Here is a 19,512-nt window from a genome sequence, read left to right as displayed (position 1 = left end):
CTCTGTGAGCGATGGCCGTGGAATGCCGATTCGTCAGGTCGCCTATTTGCGCAGTGTCGCGGGCAAAGATGCGACGGCGCTGATAAGCCGTCAGACGCAGGATGTAAATGGACGGTTGGTGGCGCAATGGGATCCGCGTTTGCCGGTATCCAGCATCTCGACAGTTTACGGGCTCGCCGGCGAGGCACTGAAAGTCGCCAGTGTCGACGCCGGCTGGCGCCTCAGCCTGCCGGGGCTGGCAGCTGAGCCACTGCAACGCTGGGACGAGCGCGGCGGTCATTGGCGTTCGACCTTCGATGATCAGTTGCGCGTGGTGGCGGTCGAGGGCCGTGATGCGACCGATGTCGACACGTTCATTTACGCCGATGCCAGCGCCGATGCCGGACTCAATCTTCGCGGCCAATTGTTGGAACAGAAGGATCCGTCCGGCGCGTTACGCGTGGACAGTTATGCCCTGACCGGCCAGCCGCTGACCGAAACCCGCACATTTCTCGATGGCGAAGCCTTCACCAGTCAGCGCGTTTTCAATCCGTTGGGGGCGGTGCTGGAACAGATCGATGCCGGCGACCATCGCCAGCAATCGAATTATGGCCAGGCCGGGCAGCTCAGGCAGTTGCTGCTGCTGGTCAATGGCCAGACCGAAGAGGAAGAGGTATTGCTCGACGCGCAGTACAACGCCGAGGGGAAGATCATGGAACAACTGGCGGGCAATGGGGTGCGCAGCCGCTGGACTTACGATCCGGCCAATGGTCGCTTGCGCAGCCAGTCCAGCCGCAAAGACGCCAAGGTTCTGCAAGACTTCGAGTACTTTTACGACCCGGCCGGCAACATTATCCGTATCGAAGACCACACCTTTGCTCCGACCTGGTTTGCCAACCAGTTCGTCGACGGCCATCGCGACTTCAGCTACGACTCGCTGTATCGGCTGATCAGCGCCAGCGGCTACGACGACGGGCCGCTTTCGGACATTCCGGGACTGCCGCAGATTACCGATCCGAACAACCGCCTCAACTACATCCAGACCTACACTTACGACGCTGGTGGCAATCTGACCAAACTGGTCCATGAGCGAGCCGGCGCCAGCTACACCCGCCAGATGCGCATTGACCCGACCAGCAACCGTGGCGTGCGCTGGCAACCGGGCGACGCCGAACCTGTCTTCGACACATTGTTCGACCGCCACGGCAACCTGCTGGCTGTGCAACCCGGTAAGCCTCTGCAATGGAGCGCCCGCGACGAGTTAGAGAGCGTGACGCTGATCCACCGAGAAGGGGGTCAGGATGATGCCGAGCATTACCACTACAGCCATGGTCAGCGGGTGTTCAAACGCCATCAAACCTTCGGCGGCAGCGCCAGTCATTTTGCTCAGGTGCGCTACCTGCCGGGGCTGGAAATCCGCAGCAAGGACAACGGCGAAGAACTGCACGTCATCAGCGTCGGCAATGCGCGCTGTCTGCATTGGGCAAAAAAGCCTCCCGCCGACATCGACAACAATCAACTGCGCTACAGCCTCGAGGATCACTTGGGGTCCTGCACGATGGAACTGGATCACAACGCGCAAACGATCAGCGAAGAAGGCTACTACCCGTTCGGGGGCACGGCGTGGATGACTGCCCGTTCGGCGATCGAGGTCAGCTATAAGTTCGTGCGTTATTCCGGCAAGGAAATGGACGTCAGCGGCCTTTACTATTACGGCGCGCGCTATTACGCGCCGTGGCTGCAACGCTGGATAAGTGCTGACCCGGCGGGGGATGTGGATGGGCTGAATCTGTATGGGTTTGTCGGTAATAATCCGCTGCGCTACATCGACGAGTCAGGCTTTGAAAAAACCGAAGCAGAACAGCGCAAGGAAATTGAAGCACTGAGGAAAAATATTAAAGCGGGCTACAAAATAGTCGACAGGGAAGACCAACTGCTCGCCCATCTGTTTTATCCGGAGGACAGGCATGAACAGATAATCAAAAGCACTGTATCCACCGTAGTGACTGGCGCTGTGAAAGCAGGTGCCGGTGCCGTCGGAGCAGCCGTCGGGATGTTGGCAGGGACTATTGTTCTCCCAGGTCCAGGCACAGTTGGCTTCGGCGCCGCTGGAGCGTTCGCCGCCAAAGAAGCCGCCTCCGAAGGCATGAAGCGCCTTGCTAAAAAGACAGGCATGGAGACATCCATTACACCCAAGGCAAAAAACATCTCCTGGCAGAAAGCCAAGGAAAAAAATGTCGAAATGCTCTCTGTTGATTACGCGTCCAATAAAGTCACGGAGTACAACCCGCGATCCAGTGAAGGTCAAAAAACATTTTTAAAAATGGCAGTAAAGAAAGCCTGATCCAAACTGATCGACTTCGGCACGGCTGAACTGATGGAGCTTAAATTTATTGCCGATGAAGCCCAGGATGGTGAAGAAGGTCTGAGCCCAATGAAACTTAAAGCTTTGGACGACGCATTGGTGACATTGGAAAAAGACGCAGAGAAGGACTTTCAAGCAGTAATGGACATCTATGATGAGGAAAACATAGTCATATACAAACCTGCAGGGTTACGCAGCAAGGAAAAGCAGATCACCGCACAAAGCATTACCCAGGACTGGAGTGATTTCCGAAACATTATTCACAAGGCCCGAGGCAGAATTGCCAATTACAAAGTGCATAAAGGTCAGGCGAGTATCAGTTAAGAGGGTGCCCGACGTCAGAAGCAGGGCAACAGCCGTGGAGAAAAAGTACGGGCACTCAAAGCGCTAATTTTTTCCGAGACGCAAGCCAGCGATGATGGCGTGCTATCGTGCCAGCCCCTTACTGCTCGCCTGTTGCCTAGCATGCATGCATCTGTCCGCACTTTAAGACTGTTGACCTTCATCCTGTTGATCATCGCCGGTGCCGCGCTGGCCGCGACCCTGGCCATTCGACACGCCGAACGTCAGGCGCTGGAAGAAGACGCGGCCCGCGCCAACCAGCAACTGGCGCTCTATGCCAATTCGTTGCACACCCTGATTGACCGCTATCGCGCCCTCCCCGCCGTACTGGCGCTGGACCCGCAATTGCGTGCGGCGCTGACGGGACCGGTCGACGCCGAACAACAGAACGCCTTGAATCTGAAACTGGAAAAGATCAACGGCGCGGCACAATCCTCGACACTTGAACTGCTCGATCACACTGGCCTTGCGGTGGCCGCGAGCAACTGGCGCCTGCCGAGCAGTTACGTCGGTCACAATTATGGTTTTCGCCCCTATTTCAGCCAGACCCGTACCCAGGGCAACGGGCGGTTCTATGCCGTGGGCGTGACCAGCGGGATTCCCGGTTACTTCCTCTCCAGCGCGGTGCTGGGTGACAACGAGCAGTTCCTCGGGGCGATGGTGGTCAAACTGGAGTTCCCCGAACTGGAGCGCGAATGGAGCCAGGGCAGCGACACCCTGCTGGTCAGCGATGCACGCGGCATCATCTTCATTGCCAACCAGCCTGGTTGGCGTTATCGCGCGTTGCGGCCGTTGAACGCCAGTGACATGGCCGAAATCAAGGCCACACGCCAGTACGACAAACAGTCGCTGGTGCAACTGACTCATCTGTCCCTGCGCAGCTTCGACGACAACAGTGATCTGCGCCGCGTCGAAGGCCCGCAAGGCACGGCGGATTACCTGTGGGAGTCGCTGCCACTGACGGCCGAAGGCTGGACGCTGCATCTGTTGCGCCGTCCGCAAGTGGCGTTCGAAGACCTGCGCAATGCCGGGCTCGCGGCGGCTGGCGTGTGGCTGGCGCTGGTGTTTCTGTTGCTGTTCCTCAATCAACGCTGGCGGCTGTCGAAAGTCCGCCAGCGCAACCGCGAAGAACTGGAGCAACTGGTCGAGGAACGCACCCGCGATCTGCGCACCGCGCAGGATGGTCTGGTGCAGTCGGCAAAACTCGCCGCCCTCGGGCAGATGTCCGCCGCCCTCGCCCATGAAATCAACCAACCGCTGACGGCTCAGCGCATGCAGCTGGCGACACTGCGGCTGCTGCTCGACCATGGTCGCGTCGATGATGCCTACAAGGCGTTGAAACCGGTGGACGATATGCTCACGCGCATGGCCGCCCTCACCGGCCACCTGAAAACCTTCGCCCGCAAGAGCCCCGGCGGTTTGCGCGAACGCCTGGATCTGGCGACGGTGGTTGATCAATCCCTGCAATTGCTCGACGCGCGCCTGCATGACGAACAGGTCAGTCTGGTCCTGCACCTGACCCGTCCGGCGTGGGTGCGCGGTGATGCAATTCGCCTGGAACAAGTGCTGATCAACCTGCTGCGCAACGCCCTCGATGCCATGCAGGGCACATCGTGCAAGCGTCTGGAAATCCGTCTGGAAGCCGATGAGCAACTGTGGCGCCTGAGTGTCAGCGACAATGGCGGCGGCATCCCCGAAGAACATCTGGGTCAGGTCTTCGATCCGTTCTTCACCACCAAACCGGTGGGCGATGGTCTGGGTCTGGGGCTGGCGGTTTCGTTCGCCATCGTGCATGAATCAGGCGGACGCCTGAGTGTCGAAAATGGCGGGAGTGGCGCGGTGTTCACCCTGACCTTGCCGATCGATCTGGAGGCGCATATCTGATGCTCAACTCGGTGATGGTGGTCGATGACGAAAGCAGCATTCGCAATGCGGTCGAGCAATGGCTCAGCCTGTCGGGTTTCGAGGTGCAGTTGTTCAGCCGCGCCGAAGAATGCCTGGCCGCCCTGCCCGCGCACTTTGCCGGGGTGATCCTCAGCGACGTGCGCATGCCCGGCCTCAGTGGTCTGCAACTGCTGGCTGAAGTGCAGCGCCGCGACGCCGACTTGCCGGTGATTCTGCTCACCGGTCACGGCGATGTGCCAATGGCGGTCGAAGCCATGCGCGATGGCGCCTACGACTTTCTGGAAAAACCGTTCAGCCCGCAAACCCTGCTCGGCAGCTTGCACCGGGCTCTGGAAAAACGCCGACTGGTCCTGGAAAACCGCGCCCTGCACGAGCAGGCCGACAACCGCGCGAAACTCGATGCGACATTGCTCGGCGTGTCCCGTGGCATGCAGACCTTGCGCCGGCAGGTGCTGGATCTGGCGGCGTTGCCGGTCAACGTGCTGATCCGTGGCGAAACCGGCAGCGGCAAGGAACTGGTTGCCCGTTGCCTGCATGATTTCGGGCCACGGGCGGACAAACCGTTCGTGGCACTGAACTGCGCGGCGATTCCTGAACAACTGTTCGAAGCCGAACTGTTCGGCCATGAGAGCGGCGCGTTTACCGGCGCCTCCGGCAAGCGCATCGGCAAACTGGAATACGCCGATGGCGGCACGCTGTTTCTCGATGAAATCGAAAGCATGCCACTGGCCCAGCAAGTGAAACTGTTGCGGGTGTTGCAGGAGCAGAAGCTCGAACGCCTGGGCTCGAACCAGAGCATTCGCGTGGACTTGCGCATCGTCGCCGCGACCAAACCCGATCTGCTCGACGAAGCGCGGGCCGGACGCTTTCGCGAAGACCTGGCGTATCGCTTGAACGTAGCCGAGTTGCGGCTGCCACCGTTGCGCGAACGCCGGGAAGACATTCCATTGTTGTTCGAGTCGTTCGCCCAGAGTGCGGCGCAGCGTCTGGGGCGTAATTTCCCGGCGCTGACGGGCGGCCAGTTGAGCCACCTGCTCAGCCATGACTGGCCGGGCAACGTCCGCGAACTGGCCAACGTCGCCGAACGCCAGGTGCTGGGGCTGGCAGAGCCGGCGCCGGGGATTGACCCGGGCCAGTCTTTGGCGGCGCAGCAGGAAGCGTTTGAAGCGCAGTGTTTGCGTGCAGCGTTGACCCGCCACAAGGGCGATGTGAAAGCGGTGCTTGAAGAGTTGCAGCTGCCGCGCCGGACCTTCAATGAAAAGATGCAGCGGCATGGGTTGAGTCGGGAGATGTTTGTTCCGGGCAGCTGATTTTTTCAGTATTTGATCTGGCCTCTTCGCGGGCAAGCCCGCTCCCACAGTGGTCGCTGGTGTACACAAATTATGCGTTCAGCACAAAACCCTGTGGGAGCGGGCTTGCCCGCGAAGAGGCCGGTACAGGCAAAAATGATCCACCCGTCAGAATGAGCAATTTTCCGCTCACCACAATTCAATCCTAAGCGGATTTCCGCTCAGCCAATCCCGTCACCCCCTCTAAACCGGCCCTCCCCCCGTTGGCACAGCTCCTGCTATAGCCCTCGCAGGCTGCGTTTCAACGCGCTCCACAAAAACAATTAAACGAAGGATCCTTCAATGGATAACTCCAACGCCCTGCCACTTGGGTCGGCTGCCGTGCCGGTCAAAGAAAGAACCACCGCCAGCCGGATCAAATCGATCTTCAGCGGTTCCGTCGGCAACATGGTCGAGTGGTACGACTGGTATGTGTATGCCGCCTTCTCGCTGTACTTCGCCAAGACATTCTTCCCCGCAGGCTCCTCCACCGCGCAACTGATGAACACCGCCGCGATCTTCGCCGTGGGCTTCCTGATGCGCCCGATCGGTGGCTGGATGATGGGCCTGTACGCGGACAAGGTCGGTCGCAAGAAAGCCTTGATGGCCTCGGTTTACCTGATGTGCTTTGGCTCGCTGCTGATCGCCCTCAGCCCGAACTACGAGACCATCGGCATCGGCGCGCCGATCCTGCTGGTGTTCGCTCGCTTGCTGCAAGGCCTGTCAGTCGGTGGCGAGTACGGCACCTCGGCCACCTATCTCTCGGAGATGGCGACCAAGGAACGTCGCGGCTTTTTCTCCAGCTTCCAGTACGTCACCCTGATTTCCGGCCAGCTCATCGCGCTGGGCGTGCTGATCGTGCTGCAGAACATCCTGACCACTGAACAGCTGTATGCGTGGGGCTGGCGCATCCCGTTCGCCATCGGCGCACTGTGCGCTGTGGTTGCGCTGTATCTGCGTCGCGGCATGGAAGAAACCGAGTCGTTTACCAAAAAAGAGAAATCCAAAGAAAGCGCCATGCGCACTTTGATGCGTCACCCGAAAGAGCTGTTGACCGTGGTCGGCCTGACCATGGGCGGCACCTTGGCGTTCTACACCTACACCACCTACATGCAGAAATACCTGGTGAACACCGTCGGCATGAGCATCTCCGACTCGACCACGATTTCTGCTGCGACGCTGTTCCTGTTCATGTGCCTGCAACCGATCATCGGCGGCCTCTCGGACAAGATCGGTCGTCGTCCGATCCTGATTGCCTTCGGCGTGCTGGGCACGATCTTCACTGTGCCGATCCTGATGACCCTGCACACCATTCAGACCTGGTGGGGCGCGTTCTTCCTGATCATGGCGGCGCTGATCATCGTCAGCGGCTACACCTCGATCAACGCGGTGGTGAAGGCCGAACTGTTCCCGACTGAAATCCGTGCGCTGGGCGTCGGCCTGCCGTATGCACTGACCGTGTCGATCTTCGGCGGTACCGCTGAATACATCGCACTGTGGTTCAAGAGCATCGGCATGGAAACCGGTTACTACTGGTACGTGACGGCGTGTATTGCCGTGTCGTTGCTGGTGTACGTGACCATGAAAGACACCCAGAAACATTCGCGCATCGTGACTGACTGATCGGGTATTCACAGCCACTGCAAGGGTGGCTGTTCTGGCCCCATCGCGAGCAGGCTCACTCCTACAGGGGAACGCATTCCAAGGTAGGAGTGAGCCTGCTCGCGATGAGGGCAACTCGGTATCAGCTCATTTCAACAGCTTGCTGCTTGCCATATCGCTTCTGCGCATACGAAGCCCCGACAATCATCACCAACAGAATCCCCGCCAGCACCGCCGACGAACCGATGGTGCCAAAGTCGAGCCCGCCCTTCTCATGGGATTTGGTCATCAGGTCACCCAGCGTTGCGCCAAATGGCCGGGTCAACACGAACGCCACCCAGAACAGCAGCACCGTGGAAATCTTCGTGAAGTACTTGAGCAGCACGACCACCGCGATGGTCGAGCCGATCAGCAAAGCCCCACCGGCAAAACCCAGCCCCGAATCGTCGGCCAGGTAATCGCCCAGCGCCGTGCCCAGGGTGTTGGAAAACAGAATCGCCATCCAATAGAACATCTCGCCGCGAAAGCTCTGCACTTTGCTGACGTTGAGCGAATCACCACTCAGGCGCCACGCCGCAAAGATCGCCAGCAGAATTGCAATCAGGATCATCGAGCCAGTGGCATACCCCAACCCCAGCGTGCGGTCCATGAAATCGGACATCGTGGTGCCGGCGGTACTGGTGGACAAAATCACGATCCAGTACAGCAGCGGCTTGTAAGTCTTGGCCATCAGTTGGGTAATCAACGTCAGAACGAACACGCTGATCAGAATCAGCGAGCTGATGGCATAGCCAACGTTGAGCGTCATCGAGAGCAAATCTCCCGCGGTTTCCCCCAGGGTCGTCGCGCAGATTTTCATGACCCAGAAGGCCAGGGTGATTTGAGGAAGTTTATTCATCGCAGGTAACGCTCCAGTGTGTGACGGCCGGTTCTTGGTTTTCTGGCCGTGGGCAGACTGGCGTTGCGCGAGTGAAAAAGCGGTCGGCAATGTATGAAAAATCTGTCACATGGCGAAAACAGCGATTAATCGCTAATTAATGCTGGCCCCGCATCCTGCAACTACCTGATCGATGACCTGCGCGACGCTCGCTCCGACGACGAAAGCGATTCAAGTGCGCCGCCCTTAATATCTAGTTAATCGATTGTTTTTAGCATTATTTTGCGCTTTTTAATCAAATTAGTTGGCGTAGCATAAAACCCATGCAAGACACACCCGCCAACGAATCCGGAGTAACGAACATGAAAACCAAACTGATCCTCGCCCTGACCCTGTCTGTACTGGCCGCCAATACCTTTGCTGCCGATGGCTCGGACAAAACCAAATCCGCTGACTTCATCAACGGTGCCAGCGCCGCCATTGAAACCAGCCACACCGGCACCTATGCCGCAGACGGTTTCGATAAAACCAGCATTGGCAAAGCCGTCGCTGCCGATGGTTTCGATAAAACCGGTACTGCCGCAGCCATCAGCTAAGCATCAGCATTCCTTCCACAGCCCGGCCTTGGCCGGGCTTAGTCATTTCTGCGGGATCACAATCCTCTCAAATCAACACAAACCCCTGTAGGAGTGAGCCTGCTCGCGATCGCGGTGTATCAGTCACCCAATGCGTCGGCTGGTATGACGCTATCGCGAGCAGGCTCACTCCTACACAGGGATCTTCGTCTGGCTGGAAATATGCGGGGCGTCCTTGCACTATGGCTGATCCGAAACGCAGTCTCAGGAATTCACCCGCCATGCCCGATGACATCCACTTCTACGAACCCGCCAACGGCCACGGCCTGCCCCACGATCCGTTCAATGCCATCGTCGGTCCGCGCCCCATCGGCTGGATTTCCTCGCAGGATGCCAACGGCCAGTTGAACCTGGCGCCGTACAGTTTCTTCAATGCCTTCAACTACATTCCGCCGATCATTGGTTTCTCCAGCGTCGGGCGCAAAGACAGCCTGAACAACATCGAGCAGACCGGCGAATTCGCCTGGAACCTCGCCACCCGCCCGCTGGCCGAGCAGATGAACCAGAGCTGCGCGATGGTCGCGCCTGAGGTCAACGAGTTTGAATTGGCGGGACTGACCACGGTGGCATCGAAAGTGATTTCAGTGCCACGGGTCGCCGAAAGCCCGGTGTCCTTCGAGTGCAAGGTCACCCAGATCATTCAGTTGCAGCGTGCCGACGGCGAGACGGTGCCGAGCTGGCTGATCCTCGGCGAGGTGGTCGCCGTGCACATCGCCAAGTGGCTGCTGAAGGACGGCATCTACGACACCGCCGCGGCAGAACCGATTCTGCGCGGCGGCGGGCCGGCGGATTATTTCCAGTTGGGGCCTGAGGCCCTGTTCAAGATGTGGCGTCCGGGCGCAAACAAGTAACGCGTTACCAGATCAACTCGGCGTCAGCAGTGACGCCCTTGAGGTCATCCAGCTTATTGATAGCGGCTTCGTCGGCAGCGATGGCGCCGGGGAACACCTGATCATTCAGCAGTTTGTGAAAGCGTGGTGCACCACCATCGACCAGGGCCTTGACCGCGATTGCCGCGTGATAACCCTTGTTGCCGCCCAACTCGACGGGTACGACTGCCGATACTGCTTCGAAGTGTTCGAACTCTTTACGTGCCATGTCACGGATCCTGGCTCAGCCCAATAAGCCGGACATTAAACCCTCAACCGGCGAGTTTGTGTACCGGCGCCGGACATTGACCGAGGGCTTGCGCCGCCGAGACGTCCTTGAACGTGTGGAAATCCAGACTGTTGACCACCAGGTCCTGCACCAGCTCGGCGAAGATTTCCATCGACGGGCTGTTGAAGTACGCGGTCATCATGGGCTGACTGCTCCAGAAACCGGAGACCAGCCACAACTCGGGATCACATTGCGAATGCTGCAAGGCAAAGCTCAGGCAACCGGGGGCGGCACGGGACGGTTCGATCAACGCGCTGAGGCGCACACCGAGTTCCGCCGAACGCCCGGCGCGCGCTCGAACGAAGGCCATATGACTGACGGGAATCTGCTTGGACATGTTCAACCCTCCCAGGGAGTCGCGTGGCAGCCGGGGGACGGGCTGCGACAGGATCCAAGGTTAAGGGCCGGGCGCAAGGCGCCGTTAGTCGATTCCTGCCGCCCTGTTGCACAATCCTGCGAAAGTAGCGGCCACACTGTCATACAGGTTTTGTGTAGGAGCTGCCGCAGGCTGCGATCTTTTGCCCCCTGAAAATCAACAGATCGCAGCCTTCGGCAGCTCCTACACGGTTCGGCGATAAATTGCCGAAATGTCTGCGGGCAGAATCAGGCAAGCATTTCGCAGGATGTGTCTACCGCTTGCGCTTGCACAAACTTATGCTCTGCTCCATTCCACCTCCCCTGCCGAGGATGCCGTGCATGACGTCATTCGATCGTTTTCAAGCCCCGCCCGACGCCGACATGGAAAAGCAGCGTGCGGAACTGGCGGCGATCATCCGCCGCAACACCACCGACGATGGCAGCTATGCAACCGCCATCGGTTCGCTGTACATGTCGCGCCATACCCAATCCCATGACTTTGCCCCGGTGCTCGCACAACCGGCGCTGTGCATCATGGCGCAGGGTCGCAAAGAAGTGCGTCTGGCCGATGAATACTTCAATTACGACCCGCTGAATTATCTGGTGGTGTCGGTTTCGATGCCGTTGAGCGGGCGCGTGGTCAATGTGTCGCCGCAGGAGCCGATCCTCGCGGTGCGCCTGGATATCGACCCGGCGGAAATCACTGCGCTGATCGCCGACGCCGGCCCGATGGGCGTGCCGACACGGCCGACCGGACGGGGTTTGTACGTGGAGCAGATCGACAGTTCGATGCTCGATGCCGTGCTGCGTCTGGCGCGTTTGCTCGATGCACCGAAGGACATCGCCATGCTCGCGCCGCTGATTCGCCGGGAGATTCTCTACCGTCTGCTGCGCAGTCCGCAGGGCCATCGCTTGTATGAGATCGCGATTGCCAACAGCCAGAGTCACCGTATCAGCCAGGCGATCAAGTGGCTCAACGGCAACTTCGAACAGCCATTGCGCATTGACGATCTGGCCAAGGAAGTGAACCTCAGCGTGTCGACCTTGCATCACCGTTTCAAGGCGATGACGGCAATGAGTCCGCTGCAATATCAGAAGCAGTTGCGCCTGCAAGAGGCGCGGCGGTTAATGCTGGCCGAAGGGTTGGAAGCGTCGGCGGCGGGGTATCGGGTCGGGTATGAAAGCCCTTCGCAATTCAGCCGTGAGTACAGCCGCTTGTTTGGTGCGCCGCCACTCAGGGATCTGGCGCGGTTGCGGCTTTCGGTCTGATCCGAAATTTGCAGTGAGGCTTACTGACCTATCGCGAGCAGGCTCACTCCTACAGGGGAACGCATTCCAACTGTAGGCCTTCGCCTGCTCGCGATGGCGTCGGCAGGGCCGACATCAAATCCGGATCTCAAGCCCCCAACACCCGACACGCCTCACTCGGCAACGTCACCGACACCGGATGCCCGATCGCCAATCCGATCCCCTGACACGGCGTACTCAACGCCGTGAACGTCACCCCGGAACACTCCACCGTGGTCTCGATGGTCGCGCCGATATCACGCACGAACGTCACTTTGCCCAGCAGACGATTGCCCGCCGTAGCCTGCGGCGCGGACAGTTGCAGGTCTTCCGGACGGATCAGCATTTTCACTTTCTGCCCCACCACAATGCTGCTGCAAATTGGCACTTGCAGCGCATCGCCACCCGGCAGGCTGACCTTGCCGTCGCCCAGCGCAGTGGCAGGGAAAATGTTGCCTGAACCGATGAAGTCGGCGACGAATTCGTTGGCCGGGTGCCGATAGATTTCAATCGGCGTACCCACCTGCTGCACCTTGTGCTCGCCCAGCACCACAACGATGTCCGCCATGGTCATGGCCTCACGCTGATCGTGGGTGACCATAATTGTGGTGATGTTCAGGCGTTGTTGCAGTTGGCGAATTTCCACCTGCATCGACTCGCGCAATTTGGCGTCGAGCGCCGACAGCGGTTCGTCGAGCAAGAGGATTTTCGGGTGCGAAGCAATCGCCCGGGCAATCGCCACGCGTTGGCGTTGACCGCCGGAGAGCTTGGCCACCGGTCGGTCGATCATCGCCTGCAACTGGATCAACTCCAGCAACTCAACCACGCGTTTTTGCTGATCAGCCTTGCTGACACCGCGCAGTTTCAGCGGGTAGGCGATGTTCTCGCCGACGGTCATGTGCGGGAACAGTGCCAGTGACTGGAACACCATGCCGAAGTTGCGCAGGTGCGCCGGAGTATGGCCGATGTCTTCGCCGTCCAGGCGAATCTCGCCGCCGCTGAGGGTTTCCAGCCCGGCGATCATCCGCAACAAGGTAGTTTTGCCGCAGCCCGAAGGGCCGAGAAAACACACCAGTTTGCCCTCCGGCAAATGCAGGTTGACGTCTTGTACCGCGCAAGCCGAGCCGTAGAATTTCTCGACGTTTTCCAGAATCAGACCAGTCATGTTGCACCTCAAATCAAAAGGAAACGCCGCCCTCGCCCACCAGCTTCTCCAGCGCCCAGATCAGGACGAAGTCGATCAGCACGATCAGCACGGCAAACGAGAACACGGTAGGGTCGAGCGATGACACGGTGCGGCTGTACATCCAGATCGGCACGGTCATGACATCGATGGTGTAGAGGAAATAGGTCACGGTGAATTCGTTGAACGAAACGATGAACGCCAGCAGCATGCCCGCCAGAATCCCCGACTTCATCAACGGCACCACCACATCGACAATCGCCCGCAACGGTGAGGCGCCGAGCATCCGTGCGGCCTCTTCGACTTCGCTGCCGATGGACAGCATCGCGGCGGTGCAGTTTTTCACCACGAACGGCAGCGCCAGAATCACGTGGGCAATCACCAGCCGCGAGGTGGTGATGTGGAACGGCAGGCTGTCGAACACCAGCAGCAACGCCAGGCCCAACACCACCATCGGAAATACCAGCGGCAGCGACATCAGTTGCAGCGCCACGGCTTTGCCTCGGAACTCGCAGCGGGTCAGCGCGTAGGCCGCCGGCACCGCAATCAGCGTGGCGAAGATCATGGTCAGGCACGACACCAGCAAACTGGTGGTCATCGCCTGACCGAGGCTCAACACATCACTGGCATCCGGCGACACGAAGGTGTGCCACGCCGCTTTGTACCACTGCAGGCTGTAGCTGCTCGGCGGGAAGTCAAGGTTCGACGCGCCGCTGAATGACATGACGATCATGGTCAGGATCGGCAACACCGCCAGCAGCAAAATGAGCCCGGAAAGGATCCCGGCGAACTTGCCGGTATCGCCCGGCAGCAGCGCCATGCGCTTCTTGGTCAGGGCACTCATTGCGAAGCCTCCAGCAAACGGCGACGGCGGCCGGTGATGTATTCGGACAAGGTCATGATGGCGAGCGTGGTGATGATCAGCACCACCCCGGCCGCCGACGCGGCGGGCCAGTTCATCAGCGGGGCGATCTGGTCATGCACCATCACCGCGAGCATCGGCACGCGCCGACCACCGAGCAGCAACGGCACGACAAAACTGCTGGCGTTGTAGGCGAAGACCAACGTCGCGCCGGTGATGATCCCCGGCAGACTCATCGGCAAAACCACCTGACGGAACACTTGAAAACGACTGGCGCCGAGGGTCGCGGCGGCCTCTTCGTAAGACCGTGCAACGCCGCGCATGGCGCTGGCGATCGGCAGCACAGCCAGCGGGAACGCGGTCTGCACCAGGCCCATCAACACGCCGTTCTGGTTGTACAAAAGCATGATCGGCCGCTTGATCAGGCCCAGCCCCATCAGCGCCTGATTGAGCATGCCGGCGGGGCCGAGAATCACCAGCCAGCCGTAGCTTTGCAGCAACAGGTTGACCAGCAACGGCAACAACACCGCGGCAAGAAAAATCCGCCGCAGGAATGGCGAGGTCAAACGCGACATGGTGTACGCCACCGGGATCGCCAGCACCACGGCGATCACCGCGCTGATCAGCGCCAGCCGCAAGGTCAGCAACAAGGATTTGAGGTAATAGGGTTCGAGCAATTGCGCGTAACTGGCCAGGCTGAAACCCGTCCACTCCGCGCCTTTGGTGCCGACGCTCATGCGCAACACCAACAGGCTGGCGGCAATCAGCACACCGAGAAACAGCATCGACGGCGTGAGGAATAACCACGCCCGGGCAGTCGGCGAAACACCGCGCGCCGGGCGCACGTCAGCGGCGCCGACCGGTTGGGTCAGGGATTGATGTTCCATAGCAATGATCTCGTCAATGGAAAGCAAATCTCGCAAGCACCACCAATTCCCTGTGGGAGCGAGCTTTTGTGGTGAGGGGATTTATCCCCGACCGGCTGCGAAGCAGTCGCAAAACCACCGTATGCGGAACATTTGATGCACCGTATTGGCTGATCTTGGGGCAGCTGCGCTACCCATCGGGGATAAATCCCCTCGCCACAGGGCTCGCTCCCACAAGGGGTCTGTGGTGTTTGGAAGGACGGCGTCAGGAAGAAAAGATTTCCGTATAGCGACGAATCCATTGGTCATGCACGGTGGCCAGGAAGGCGTTGTCGTGCATGATCGCCTTCTCCGCGATCTGCTCCGGCGTAAGGATGAACGGGCTCTTGCGTGCTTCGGCGGAGATGATCGCCTTGGCGTTGACCGGGCCGTTGAAGATGTCTTCGGCCATCTTGCCCTGCACCAGCGGGTCCAGAGAGTGGTCGATGAAGGCGTAGGCCAGATCAGTGTCGCCCGGACGATTTTTCGGCATCACCGAGAGCATCAGGTCGGTGTAGAAACCTTCCTTCATGCCGAACGTGGCGCCGAGGCCGTAGTTCGGATCGCGGATCTGTTTCGGGAAAAACGCCGGGGCGTACAGCCCGCCCATGTCCAGCGAACCGGTGCGGAACAGCTCGGCAATCTGGTTGGGGTTCTCGCCCAGTGTCACCACGCGGTCCTTGAGTTCAGCGAGTTTCTTGAAGCCCGGCTCGATGTTGTGTTCGTCACCGCCAGCGAGTTTCGCGGCGATGATGATCAGGTCCATCGCCTCGGTCCAGTTTGGCGGCGGCAGGAAAATATTCGGCGCCAGTTCGGCGTCCCACAGCGCGGCGTAACTGTCCGGCGCTTCCTTCTGGGTGCGAGTGCTGTAGACCAGACTGTTGCACCACAACAGATAGCCGATACCGTGACCGTTGGCCCCCGTGCGATATTTTTCCGACACGTCGACCAGGTTGGGAATGCGGTTCAGATCAGGTTTTTCCAGCAGCCCGGCGGCGGCCAGACCTTCGGCGCCAACGCCCGCCAGGGTGATGATGTCGTACTGCGGACGGTCACCGCCGGCCTTGAGTTTGGCGACCATTTCCGAGGTACTGCCGGTACGGTCGGCGATGACCTTGGCGCCGGTCTTGGCTTCGAAGGTTGCGGCAATGTTGCGCAGTGCGGCGAGACCGGTGTCATCCGACCAGGTCAGCAAACGCAGGGTCTTGCCGGCGAAACGCGTGTCGCTGGCACTCGCCCGGATGAAGGGCATGCTCATAGCGGCCGCCGCCACCGAGGCGACGCCAACGGTTTTAATGAATTGACGCCTGTTCAGATCGTGCTCGCCCATGACGGACTCCCTTTGTTTTTTTAAGTATGAGGTTGGTCGCAACCGTTGCATCCGCGCGGCCGGATCCGCGCCAAGACCCGTATTACAAGGGCTTTAGCGCTGCCGACAGGTTCATCCTGAGGTCGTGCAAAACACCTGACTATCGATAAAAACTCATTGAAGCCATGACGCCGACGCATGCCTCGTTGCGAGGCATGCGCTGACCTTTTTCGGGCGTTTCAGAGCGCCCGGATCACGTGTTTGATTTCCTGAAACGCGGCCAGGCCCCACGGCCCCAACTCGCGGCCGATGCTGCTCTGCTTGTAACCGCCCCACGCCGTTTGCGGGAAGATCACCTGCGGCGCGTTGAGCCACACCAGCCCCGCCTGCAGGGCGTTGGCGACACGATCGGCGGTCTCGGCGTTACGCGTCACCACACTGGCGACCAGACCGAACTGGCTGTCGTTGGCCAGCGCGATGGCCTCGGCCTCAGAGGCGAAACTGCGCACGCACAGCACCGGGCCGAAAATCTCTTCGCACCACAACGCACTGTCGAGGGGCACGTCAGTGAATACCGTGGGCTGCAAAAAATATCCGCGTGGCAAATCTGCCGGACGATTACCGCCACACAGCAGCTTCGCCCCGGCACTCAAACCACGGTCGATATGGCCGAGCACACGCTGGTATTGCGCCTGGTTGACCAGTGCGCCCATTTCCACATCCGGCTCGAACGGGTCAGCCACCCGAATCGCCTGGGCACGTTTTTGCAGACGCTTGAGGAATTCTTCTTCCAGCGCTTCGGCGACCAGCACGCGGCTGGTGGCCGAGCACATTTGCCCGGCGTTGAAGAAACCGCCGCCACAGGCCAGCTCCACGGCCAGCTCCAGGTCGGCATCTTCCAGCACCAGCAACGACGATTTGCCACCCAGTTCGAGGCTCACGCCCTTCACGGTTTCCGCCGCGCGTTGCATCACCTGAACGCCAACCGCATTGCTGCCAGTGAAAGAGATTTTGGCGATACGCGGATCGGCCGACAGCGGCGCGCCCACCGCCAGACCCGTGCCGCAAACCACGTTGAACACACCTTTCGGCAGGCCGGCTTCGGCAATGATCGCCGCCAGTTCCAGCTCCGGCAGCGGCGTGACTTCCGACGGTTTGAGCACCACGCAGCAACCAGCGGCCAGGGCCGGCGCGAGCTTCCATGCGGTGGTGACCATCGGGAAATTCCACGGCACGATCAGCCCGACCACACCGCACGGCTCGCGACGCAGACGTGCACTGAAATCGTCGCTGGGCAGCGGCACGTTGCTGTCGAGCTGCGCGTCGAGACCGTCGGCCAACCCGGCGTAGTACTCGAAGGTGGCGATCACGTCATCTATATCGATGGCCGCTTCGAACTGCGGTTTGCCGTTGTTGCTCGACTGCAATTTCATCAGGTGATCACGACCGTTACGCACGCCGTTGGCGATGTTGCGCAGGATCACAGCGCGTTCGGCGCCGGTGGTCTGTGACCAGGTCTTGAACGCTTCGACGGCGACGGTCACCGCGTGATCGACGGCCAGTTCATCACCGCCATTGACCGTGGTCAGCAGCGCTTCGGTGGCCGGGTTGATCACCCGCAAATGTTCACGGCCGGCAGACCATTGGCCATTGATGTAGAGGCCGTCGAGGGTGGTTGGGAAGTTGATCATTTGCTCACCGCCTGCATCCACTGGTTCTGGTCGATTTCAATCACCGTCGGGCCTTGACGATCCGTCGCCGCACGCAGCGCGCCACGCAGTTGCTCCACCGAGCTGATCGCTTCGGCAGCGCAGCCCAGCGCCTTGGCCACACCGATGAAATCCGGGGTGTAGATGTCGACGCCGACCGGCTCGATGGCGCGGTTGACCATGTACTTTTTGATCTCTTCGTAGCCCTGGTTATTCCACAGCAGGACGATCACCGGGGTGCGCGCTTCAACGGCGCTGGCCAGCTCCGGCAGGGTGAATTGCAAACCGCCGTCGCCAATCAGGCACACCACTGGCGGACGAGCGCCGCCCTCGACGCTGCCACCGAGCCACGCGCCGATGGCCGCCGGCAAGGCGTAGCCGAGGGTGCCGTAACCGGTGGACGAGTTGAACCAGCGGCGCGGGCGCTCCGGGTTGAAGGTGAGGTTGCCGGTGTACACCGGTTGCGTGGAGTCGCCGACGAACACCGCATTCGGCAATTCGTGCAGCACGGTTTCGAGGAAGCGGGTCTGGGCCAGGGTCGGCGCATCCCAGCTCGCGGCCAGATCATCACGCAGACGCGCGGCACGCACCTGGCCCCAATCGTTGCGACGTTCGGCCAGCGTCTTGTGCGACAGCGCGTTGAGCAGCGCTTGTGCGGCGTTGCGCGAGTCGGCAACCAGCGCGACATGAGGCGGATAGTTGCGCACGGTCTGGTCGGCATCAATGTCGATGCGCAGCAGCTTGCCGGGGATTTCGAAACCGCCGGCGAAGGTGATGTCGTAGTCGGTCTCGGCCAGTTCAGTGCCGATTGCCAGCACCACGTCGGCGTCGGCGACCAGTGCGCGAGTGGCGACCAGACTTTGCGTCGAACCGATCAGCAACGGGTGGCTGGACGGCAGCATGCCTTTGGCGTTGATCGTCAGTGCCACCGGAGCGTCGAGCAATTCGGCCAGTTCGGTAAGCTCGGCGGCAGCATCGATGGCCCCGCCACCGGCAAGGATCAGCGGACGCTGGGCGCCGGCCAGCAACTCACTCATGCGGCTGACGGCAGCAGGTGCAGCACCGGCGCGATCAATGTTGACCGGCACGCTGGCGAGCAAGTCATCGGCCTCTTCCACCAACACGTCCAGCGGAATCTCGATGTGCACCGGACGCGGACGCCCGGCCTGGAACAGTGCGAAGGCACGCGCCAATACACCGGGCAATTCCGACGCCGACATCAGCGTGTGGGAGAACGCGGCGACGCCGCCGACCAATGCGCTCTGGTTCGGCAATTCGTGGAGTTTGCCGCGACCGCCGCCCAACTGATTGCGGGTCTGCACACTGGAGATCACCAGCATCGGGATCGAGTCGGCATAGGCCTGACCCATCGCTGTGGTGATGTTGGTCATGCCCGGCCCGGTGATGATGAAGCACACGCCCGGTTTACCGCTGGTGCGCGCATAGCCGTCAGCCATGAAACCGGCGCCCTGCTCATGCCGTGGGGTGACGTGGTTGATGCTCGAACGGGCCAGCCCGCGATACAGCTCCACGGTGTGCACGCCGGGAATGCCGAACACCTGCTCGACCCCGTAATCTTCGAGTAACTTGACCAGTACTTCGCCACACGTCGCCATGTCATTGCCCTTCTTGTTCATTTGAGACACAAGGCCTTTGTGTAGGAGTGAGCCTGCTCGCGATGGCGTCTTCGCATTCAACATAACGGTGAC

Annotated in this window: 17 protein-coding genes; 8 read left to right on the top strand and 9 right to left on the bottom strand. The window is 60.2% G+C overall.

Annotated elements, in window-relative coordinates; all coding sequences use genetic code 11:
* The first annotated feature begins 22 nt into the window (after positions 1-22).
* The 5 genes from JFT86_RS13305 (at position 23) to JFT86_RS13285 (ending at position 7,542) form a co-directional block, all read left to right on the top strand.
* On the top strand, positions 23-2,323 hold the full coding sequence (locus JFT86_RS13305) for an RHS repeat-associated core domain-containing protein (protein WP_242489485.1): 2,301 nt from the start codon (positions 23-25) through the stop codon (positions 2,321-2,323).
* A gap of 33 nt (positions 2,324-2,356) precedes the next feature.
* Complete coding sequence (locus tag JFT86_RS13300; RefSeq protein WP_201232535.1) at positions 2,357-2,668, top strand: hypothetical protein; 312 nt, start codon at positions 2,357-2,359, stop codon at positions 2,666-2,668.
* 141 nt (positions 2,669-2,809) lie between these two features.
* Complete coding sequence (locus JFT86_RS13295; protein WP_201237019.1) at positions 2,810-4,570, top strand: ATP-binding protein; 1,761 nt, start codon at positions 2,810-2,812, stop codon at positions 4,568-4,570.
* Positions 4,570-5,901, top strand: a complete 1,332-nt coding sequence (locus tag JFT86_RS13290; RefSeq protein WP_201237018.1) for a sigma-54 dependent transcriptional regulator — start codon at positions 4,570-4,572, stop codon at positions 5,899-5,901. Before JFT86_RS13295 ends, JFT86_RS13290 begins: the two co-directional genes overlap by 1 nt.
* Before the next feature lie 321 nt (positions 5,902-6,222).
* A complete protein-coding gene (locus tag JFT86_RS13285) occupies positions 6,223-7,542 on the top strand; it encodes an MFS transporter (protein ID WP_201237017.1) in 1,320 nt (439 codons plus the stop codon).
* Between the two features lie 121 nt (positions 7,543-7,663).
* On the opposite strand, the gene JFT86_RS13280 is transcribed toward JFT86_RS13285, so the two are convergent.
* Positions 7,664-8,419, bottom strand: a complete 756-nt coding sequence (locus tag JFT86_RS13280; protein WP_201237016.1) for a hypothetical protein — start codon at positions 8,417-8,419, stop codon at positions 7,664-7,666.
* 341 nt (positions 8,420-8,760) lie between these two features.
* Here JFT86_RS13280 and JFT86_RS13275 point away from each other — a divergent pair, with 341 nt between their 5' ends.
* Together JFT86_RS13275 and JFT86_RS13270 are read left to right on the top strand one after the other, a co-directional pair.
* Positions 8,761-8,994 carry a hypothetical protein gene (locus tag JFT86_RS13275; protein ID WP_201237015.1) on the top strand — a complete coding sequence of 78 codons (234 nt, stop codon included), beginning with the start codon at positions 8,761-8,763 and terminating at the stop codon, positions 8,992-8,994.
* Between the two features lie 260 nt (positions 8,995-9,254).
* Positions 9,255-9,884 carry a flavin reductase family protein gene (locus JFT86_RS13270; RefSeq protein ID WP_201232540.1) on the top strand — a complete coding sequence of 210 codons (630 nt, stop codon included), beginning with the start codon at positions 9,255-9,257 and terminating at the stop codon, positions 9,882-9,884.
* Between the two features lie 4 nt (positions 9,885-9,888).
* On the opposite strand, the gene JFT86_RS13265 is transcribed toward JFT86_RS13270, so the two are convergent.
* Together JFT86_RS13265 and JFT86_RS13260 are read right to left on the bottom strand one after the other, a co-directional pair.
* Positions 9,889-10,131 carry a hypothetical protein gene (locus JFT86_RS13265; protein WP_201237014.1) on the bottom strand — a complete coding sequence of 81 codons (243 nt, stop codon included), beginning with the start codon at positions 10,129-10,131 and terminating at the stop codon, positions 9,889-9,891.
* A 43-nt stretch (positions 10,132-10,174) separates the two neighbouring features.
* Complete coding sequence (locus JFT86_RS13260) at positions 10,175-10,528, bottom strand: antibiotic biosynthesis monooxygenase family protein (RefSeq protein WP_201237013.1); 354 nt, start codon at positions 10,526-10,528, stop codon at positions 10,175-10,177.
* Between the two features lie 359 nt (positions 10,529-10,887).
* On the opposite strand from JFT86_RS13260, the gene JFT86_RS13255 reads away from it, so the two are divergent.
* A complete protein-coding gene (locus JFT86_RS13255) occupies positions 10,888-11,817 on the top strand; it encodes an AraC family transcriptional regulator (RefSeq protein WP_201237012.1) in 930 nt (309 codons plus the stop codon).
* Between the two features lie 127 nt (positions 11,818-11,944).
* Here the strand turns inward: JFT86_RS13255 and JFT86_RS13250 are convergent, their stop codons facing one another.
* From JFT86_RS13250 to JFT86_RS13225, 6 genes are all read right to left on the bottom strand, one after another.
* Entirely contained in the window at positions 11,945-13,000 is a 1,056-nt protein-coding gene (locus JFT86_RS13250) for an ABC transporter ATP-binding protein (protein WP_201232541.1), read from the bottom strand.
* A gap of 13 nt (positions 13,001-13,013) precedes the next feature.
* Positions 13,014-13,862 carry an ABC transporter permease gene (locus JFT86_RS13245; protein WP_201232542.1) on the bottom strand — a complete coding sequence of 283 codons (849 nt, stop codon included), beginning with the start codon at positions 13,860-13,862 and terminating at the stop codon, positions 13,014-13,016.
* Complete coding sequence (locus JFT86_RS13240; protein WP_201232543.1) at positions 13,859-14,767, bottom strand: ABC transporter permease; 909 nt, start codon at positions 14,765-14,767, stop codon at positions 13,859-13,861. Before JFT86_RS13240 ends, JFT86_RS13245 begins: the two co-directional genes overlap by 4 nt.
* Before the next feature lie 244 nt (positions 14,768-15,011).
* The gene (locus JFT86_RS13235) at positions 15,012-16,115 is read right to left on the bottom strand and encodes an ABC transporter substrate-binding protein (protein ID WP_201232544.1); all 1,104 of its coding nucleotides are present in this window, start codon (positions 16,113-16,115) and stop codon (positions 15,012-15,014) included.
* A gap of 218 nt (positions 16,116-16,333) precedes the next feature.
* Positions 16,334-17,785 carry an aldehyde dehydrogenase family protein gene (locus JFT86_RS13230; RefSeq protein WP_201237011.1) on the bottom strand — a complete coding sequence of 484 codons (1,452 nt, stop codon included), beginning with the start codon at positions 17,783-17,785 and terminating at the stop codon, positions 16,334-16,336.
* Positions 17,782-19,419: a 5-guanidino-2-oxopentanoate decarboxylase gene (locus tag JFT86_RS13225; protein ID WP_201238596.1), complete on the bottom strand. Its 1,638-nt coding sequence runs from the start codon at positions 19,417-19,419 to the stop codon at positions 17,782-17,784. Before JFT86_RS13225 ends, JFT86_RS13230 begins: the two co-directional genes overlap by 4 nt.
* Between the last annotated feature and the right edge of the window lie 93 nt (positions 19,420-19,512).

The organism is Pseudomonas sp. TH06 (assembly GCF_016651305.1).
In the GTDB taxonomy this organism is placed as follows: Bacteria; Pseudomonadota; Gammaproteobacteria; order Pseudomonadales; family Pseudomonadaceae; genus Aquipseudomonas.
The sequence above is the reverse complement of the archived record's forward strand: the minus strand, read 5'-3'. Positions and strand labels throughout refer to the sequence as shown.

Excerpts from the sequence above, each read along its gene's own strand:
- JFT86_RS13235 (WP_201232544.1), bottom strand. The coding sequence starts at position 16,115 with ATGGGCGAGCACGATCTGAACAGGCGTCAATTCATTAAAACCGTTGGC.
- JFT86_RS13285 (WP_201237017.1), top strand. The coding sequence starts at position 6,223 with ATGGATAACTCCAACGCCCTGCCACTTGGGTCGGCTGCCGTGCCGGTC.
- JFT86_RS13305 (WP_242489485.1), top strand. The coding sequence starts at position 23 with ATGCCGATTCGTCAGGTCGCCTATTTGCGCAGTGTCGCGGGCAAAGAT.
- JFT86_RS13300 (WP_201232535.1), top strand. The coding sequence starts at position 2,357 with ATGGAGCTTAAATTTATTGCCGATGAAGCCCAGGATGGTGAAGAAGGT.
- JFT86_RS13245 (WP_201232542.1), bottom strand. The coding sequence starts at position 13,862 with ATGAGTGCCCTGACCAAGAAGCGCATGGCGCTGCTGCCGGGCGATACC.
- JFT86_RS13275 (WP_201237015.1), top strand. The coding sequence starts at position 8,761 with ATGAAAACCAAACTGATCCTCGCCCTGACCCTGTCTGTACTGGCCGCC.
- JFT86_RS13265 (WP_201237014.1), bottom strand. The coding sequence starts at position 10,131 with ATGGCACGTAAAGAGTTCGAACACTTCGAAGCAGTATCGGCAGTCGTA.
- JFT86_RS13270 (WP_201232540.1), top strand. The coding sequence starts at position 9,255 with ATGCCCGATGACATCCACTTCTACGAACCCGCCAACGGCCACGGCCTG.
- JFT86_RS13225 (WP_201238596.1), bottom strand. The coding sequence starts at position 19,419 with ATGGCGACGTGTGGCGAAGTACTGGTCAAGTTACTCGAAGATTACGGG.
- JFT86_RS13240 (WP_201232543.1), bottom strand. The coding sequence starts at position 14,767 with ATGGAACATCAATCCCTGACCCAACCGGTCGGCGCCGCTGACGTGCGC.
- JFT86_RS13255 (WP_201237012.1), top strand. The coding sequence starts at position 10,888 with ATGACGTCATTCGATCGTTTTCAAGCCCCGCCCGACGCCGACATGGAA.
- JFT86_RS13290 (WP_201237018.1), top strand. The coding sequence starts at position 4,570 with ATGCTCAACTCGGTGATGGTGGTCGATGACGAAAGCAGCATTCGCAAT.
- JFT86_RS13295 (WP_201237019.1), top strand. The coding sequence starts at position 2,810 with ATGCATGCATCTGTCCGCACTTTAAGACTGTTGACCTTCATCCTGTTG.
- JFT86_RS13280 (WP_201237016.1), bottom strand. The coding sequence starts at position 8,419 with ATGAATAAACTTCCTCAAATCACCCTGGCCTTCTGGGTCATGAAAATC.
- JFT86_RS13250 (WP_201232541.1), bottom strand. The coding sequence starts at position 13,000 with ATGACTGGTCTGATTCTGGAAAACGTCGAGAAATTCTACGGCTCGGCT.
- JFT86_RS13260 (WP_201237013.1), bottom strand. The coding sequence starts at position 10,528 with ATGTCCAAGCAGATTCCCGTCAGTCATATGGCCTTCGTTCGAGCGCGC.
- JFT86_RS13230 (WP_201237011.1), bottom strand. The coding sequence starts at position 17,785 with ATGATCAACTTCCCAACCACCCTCGACGGCCTCTACATCAATGGCCAA.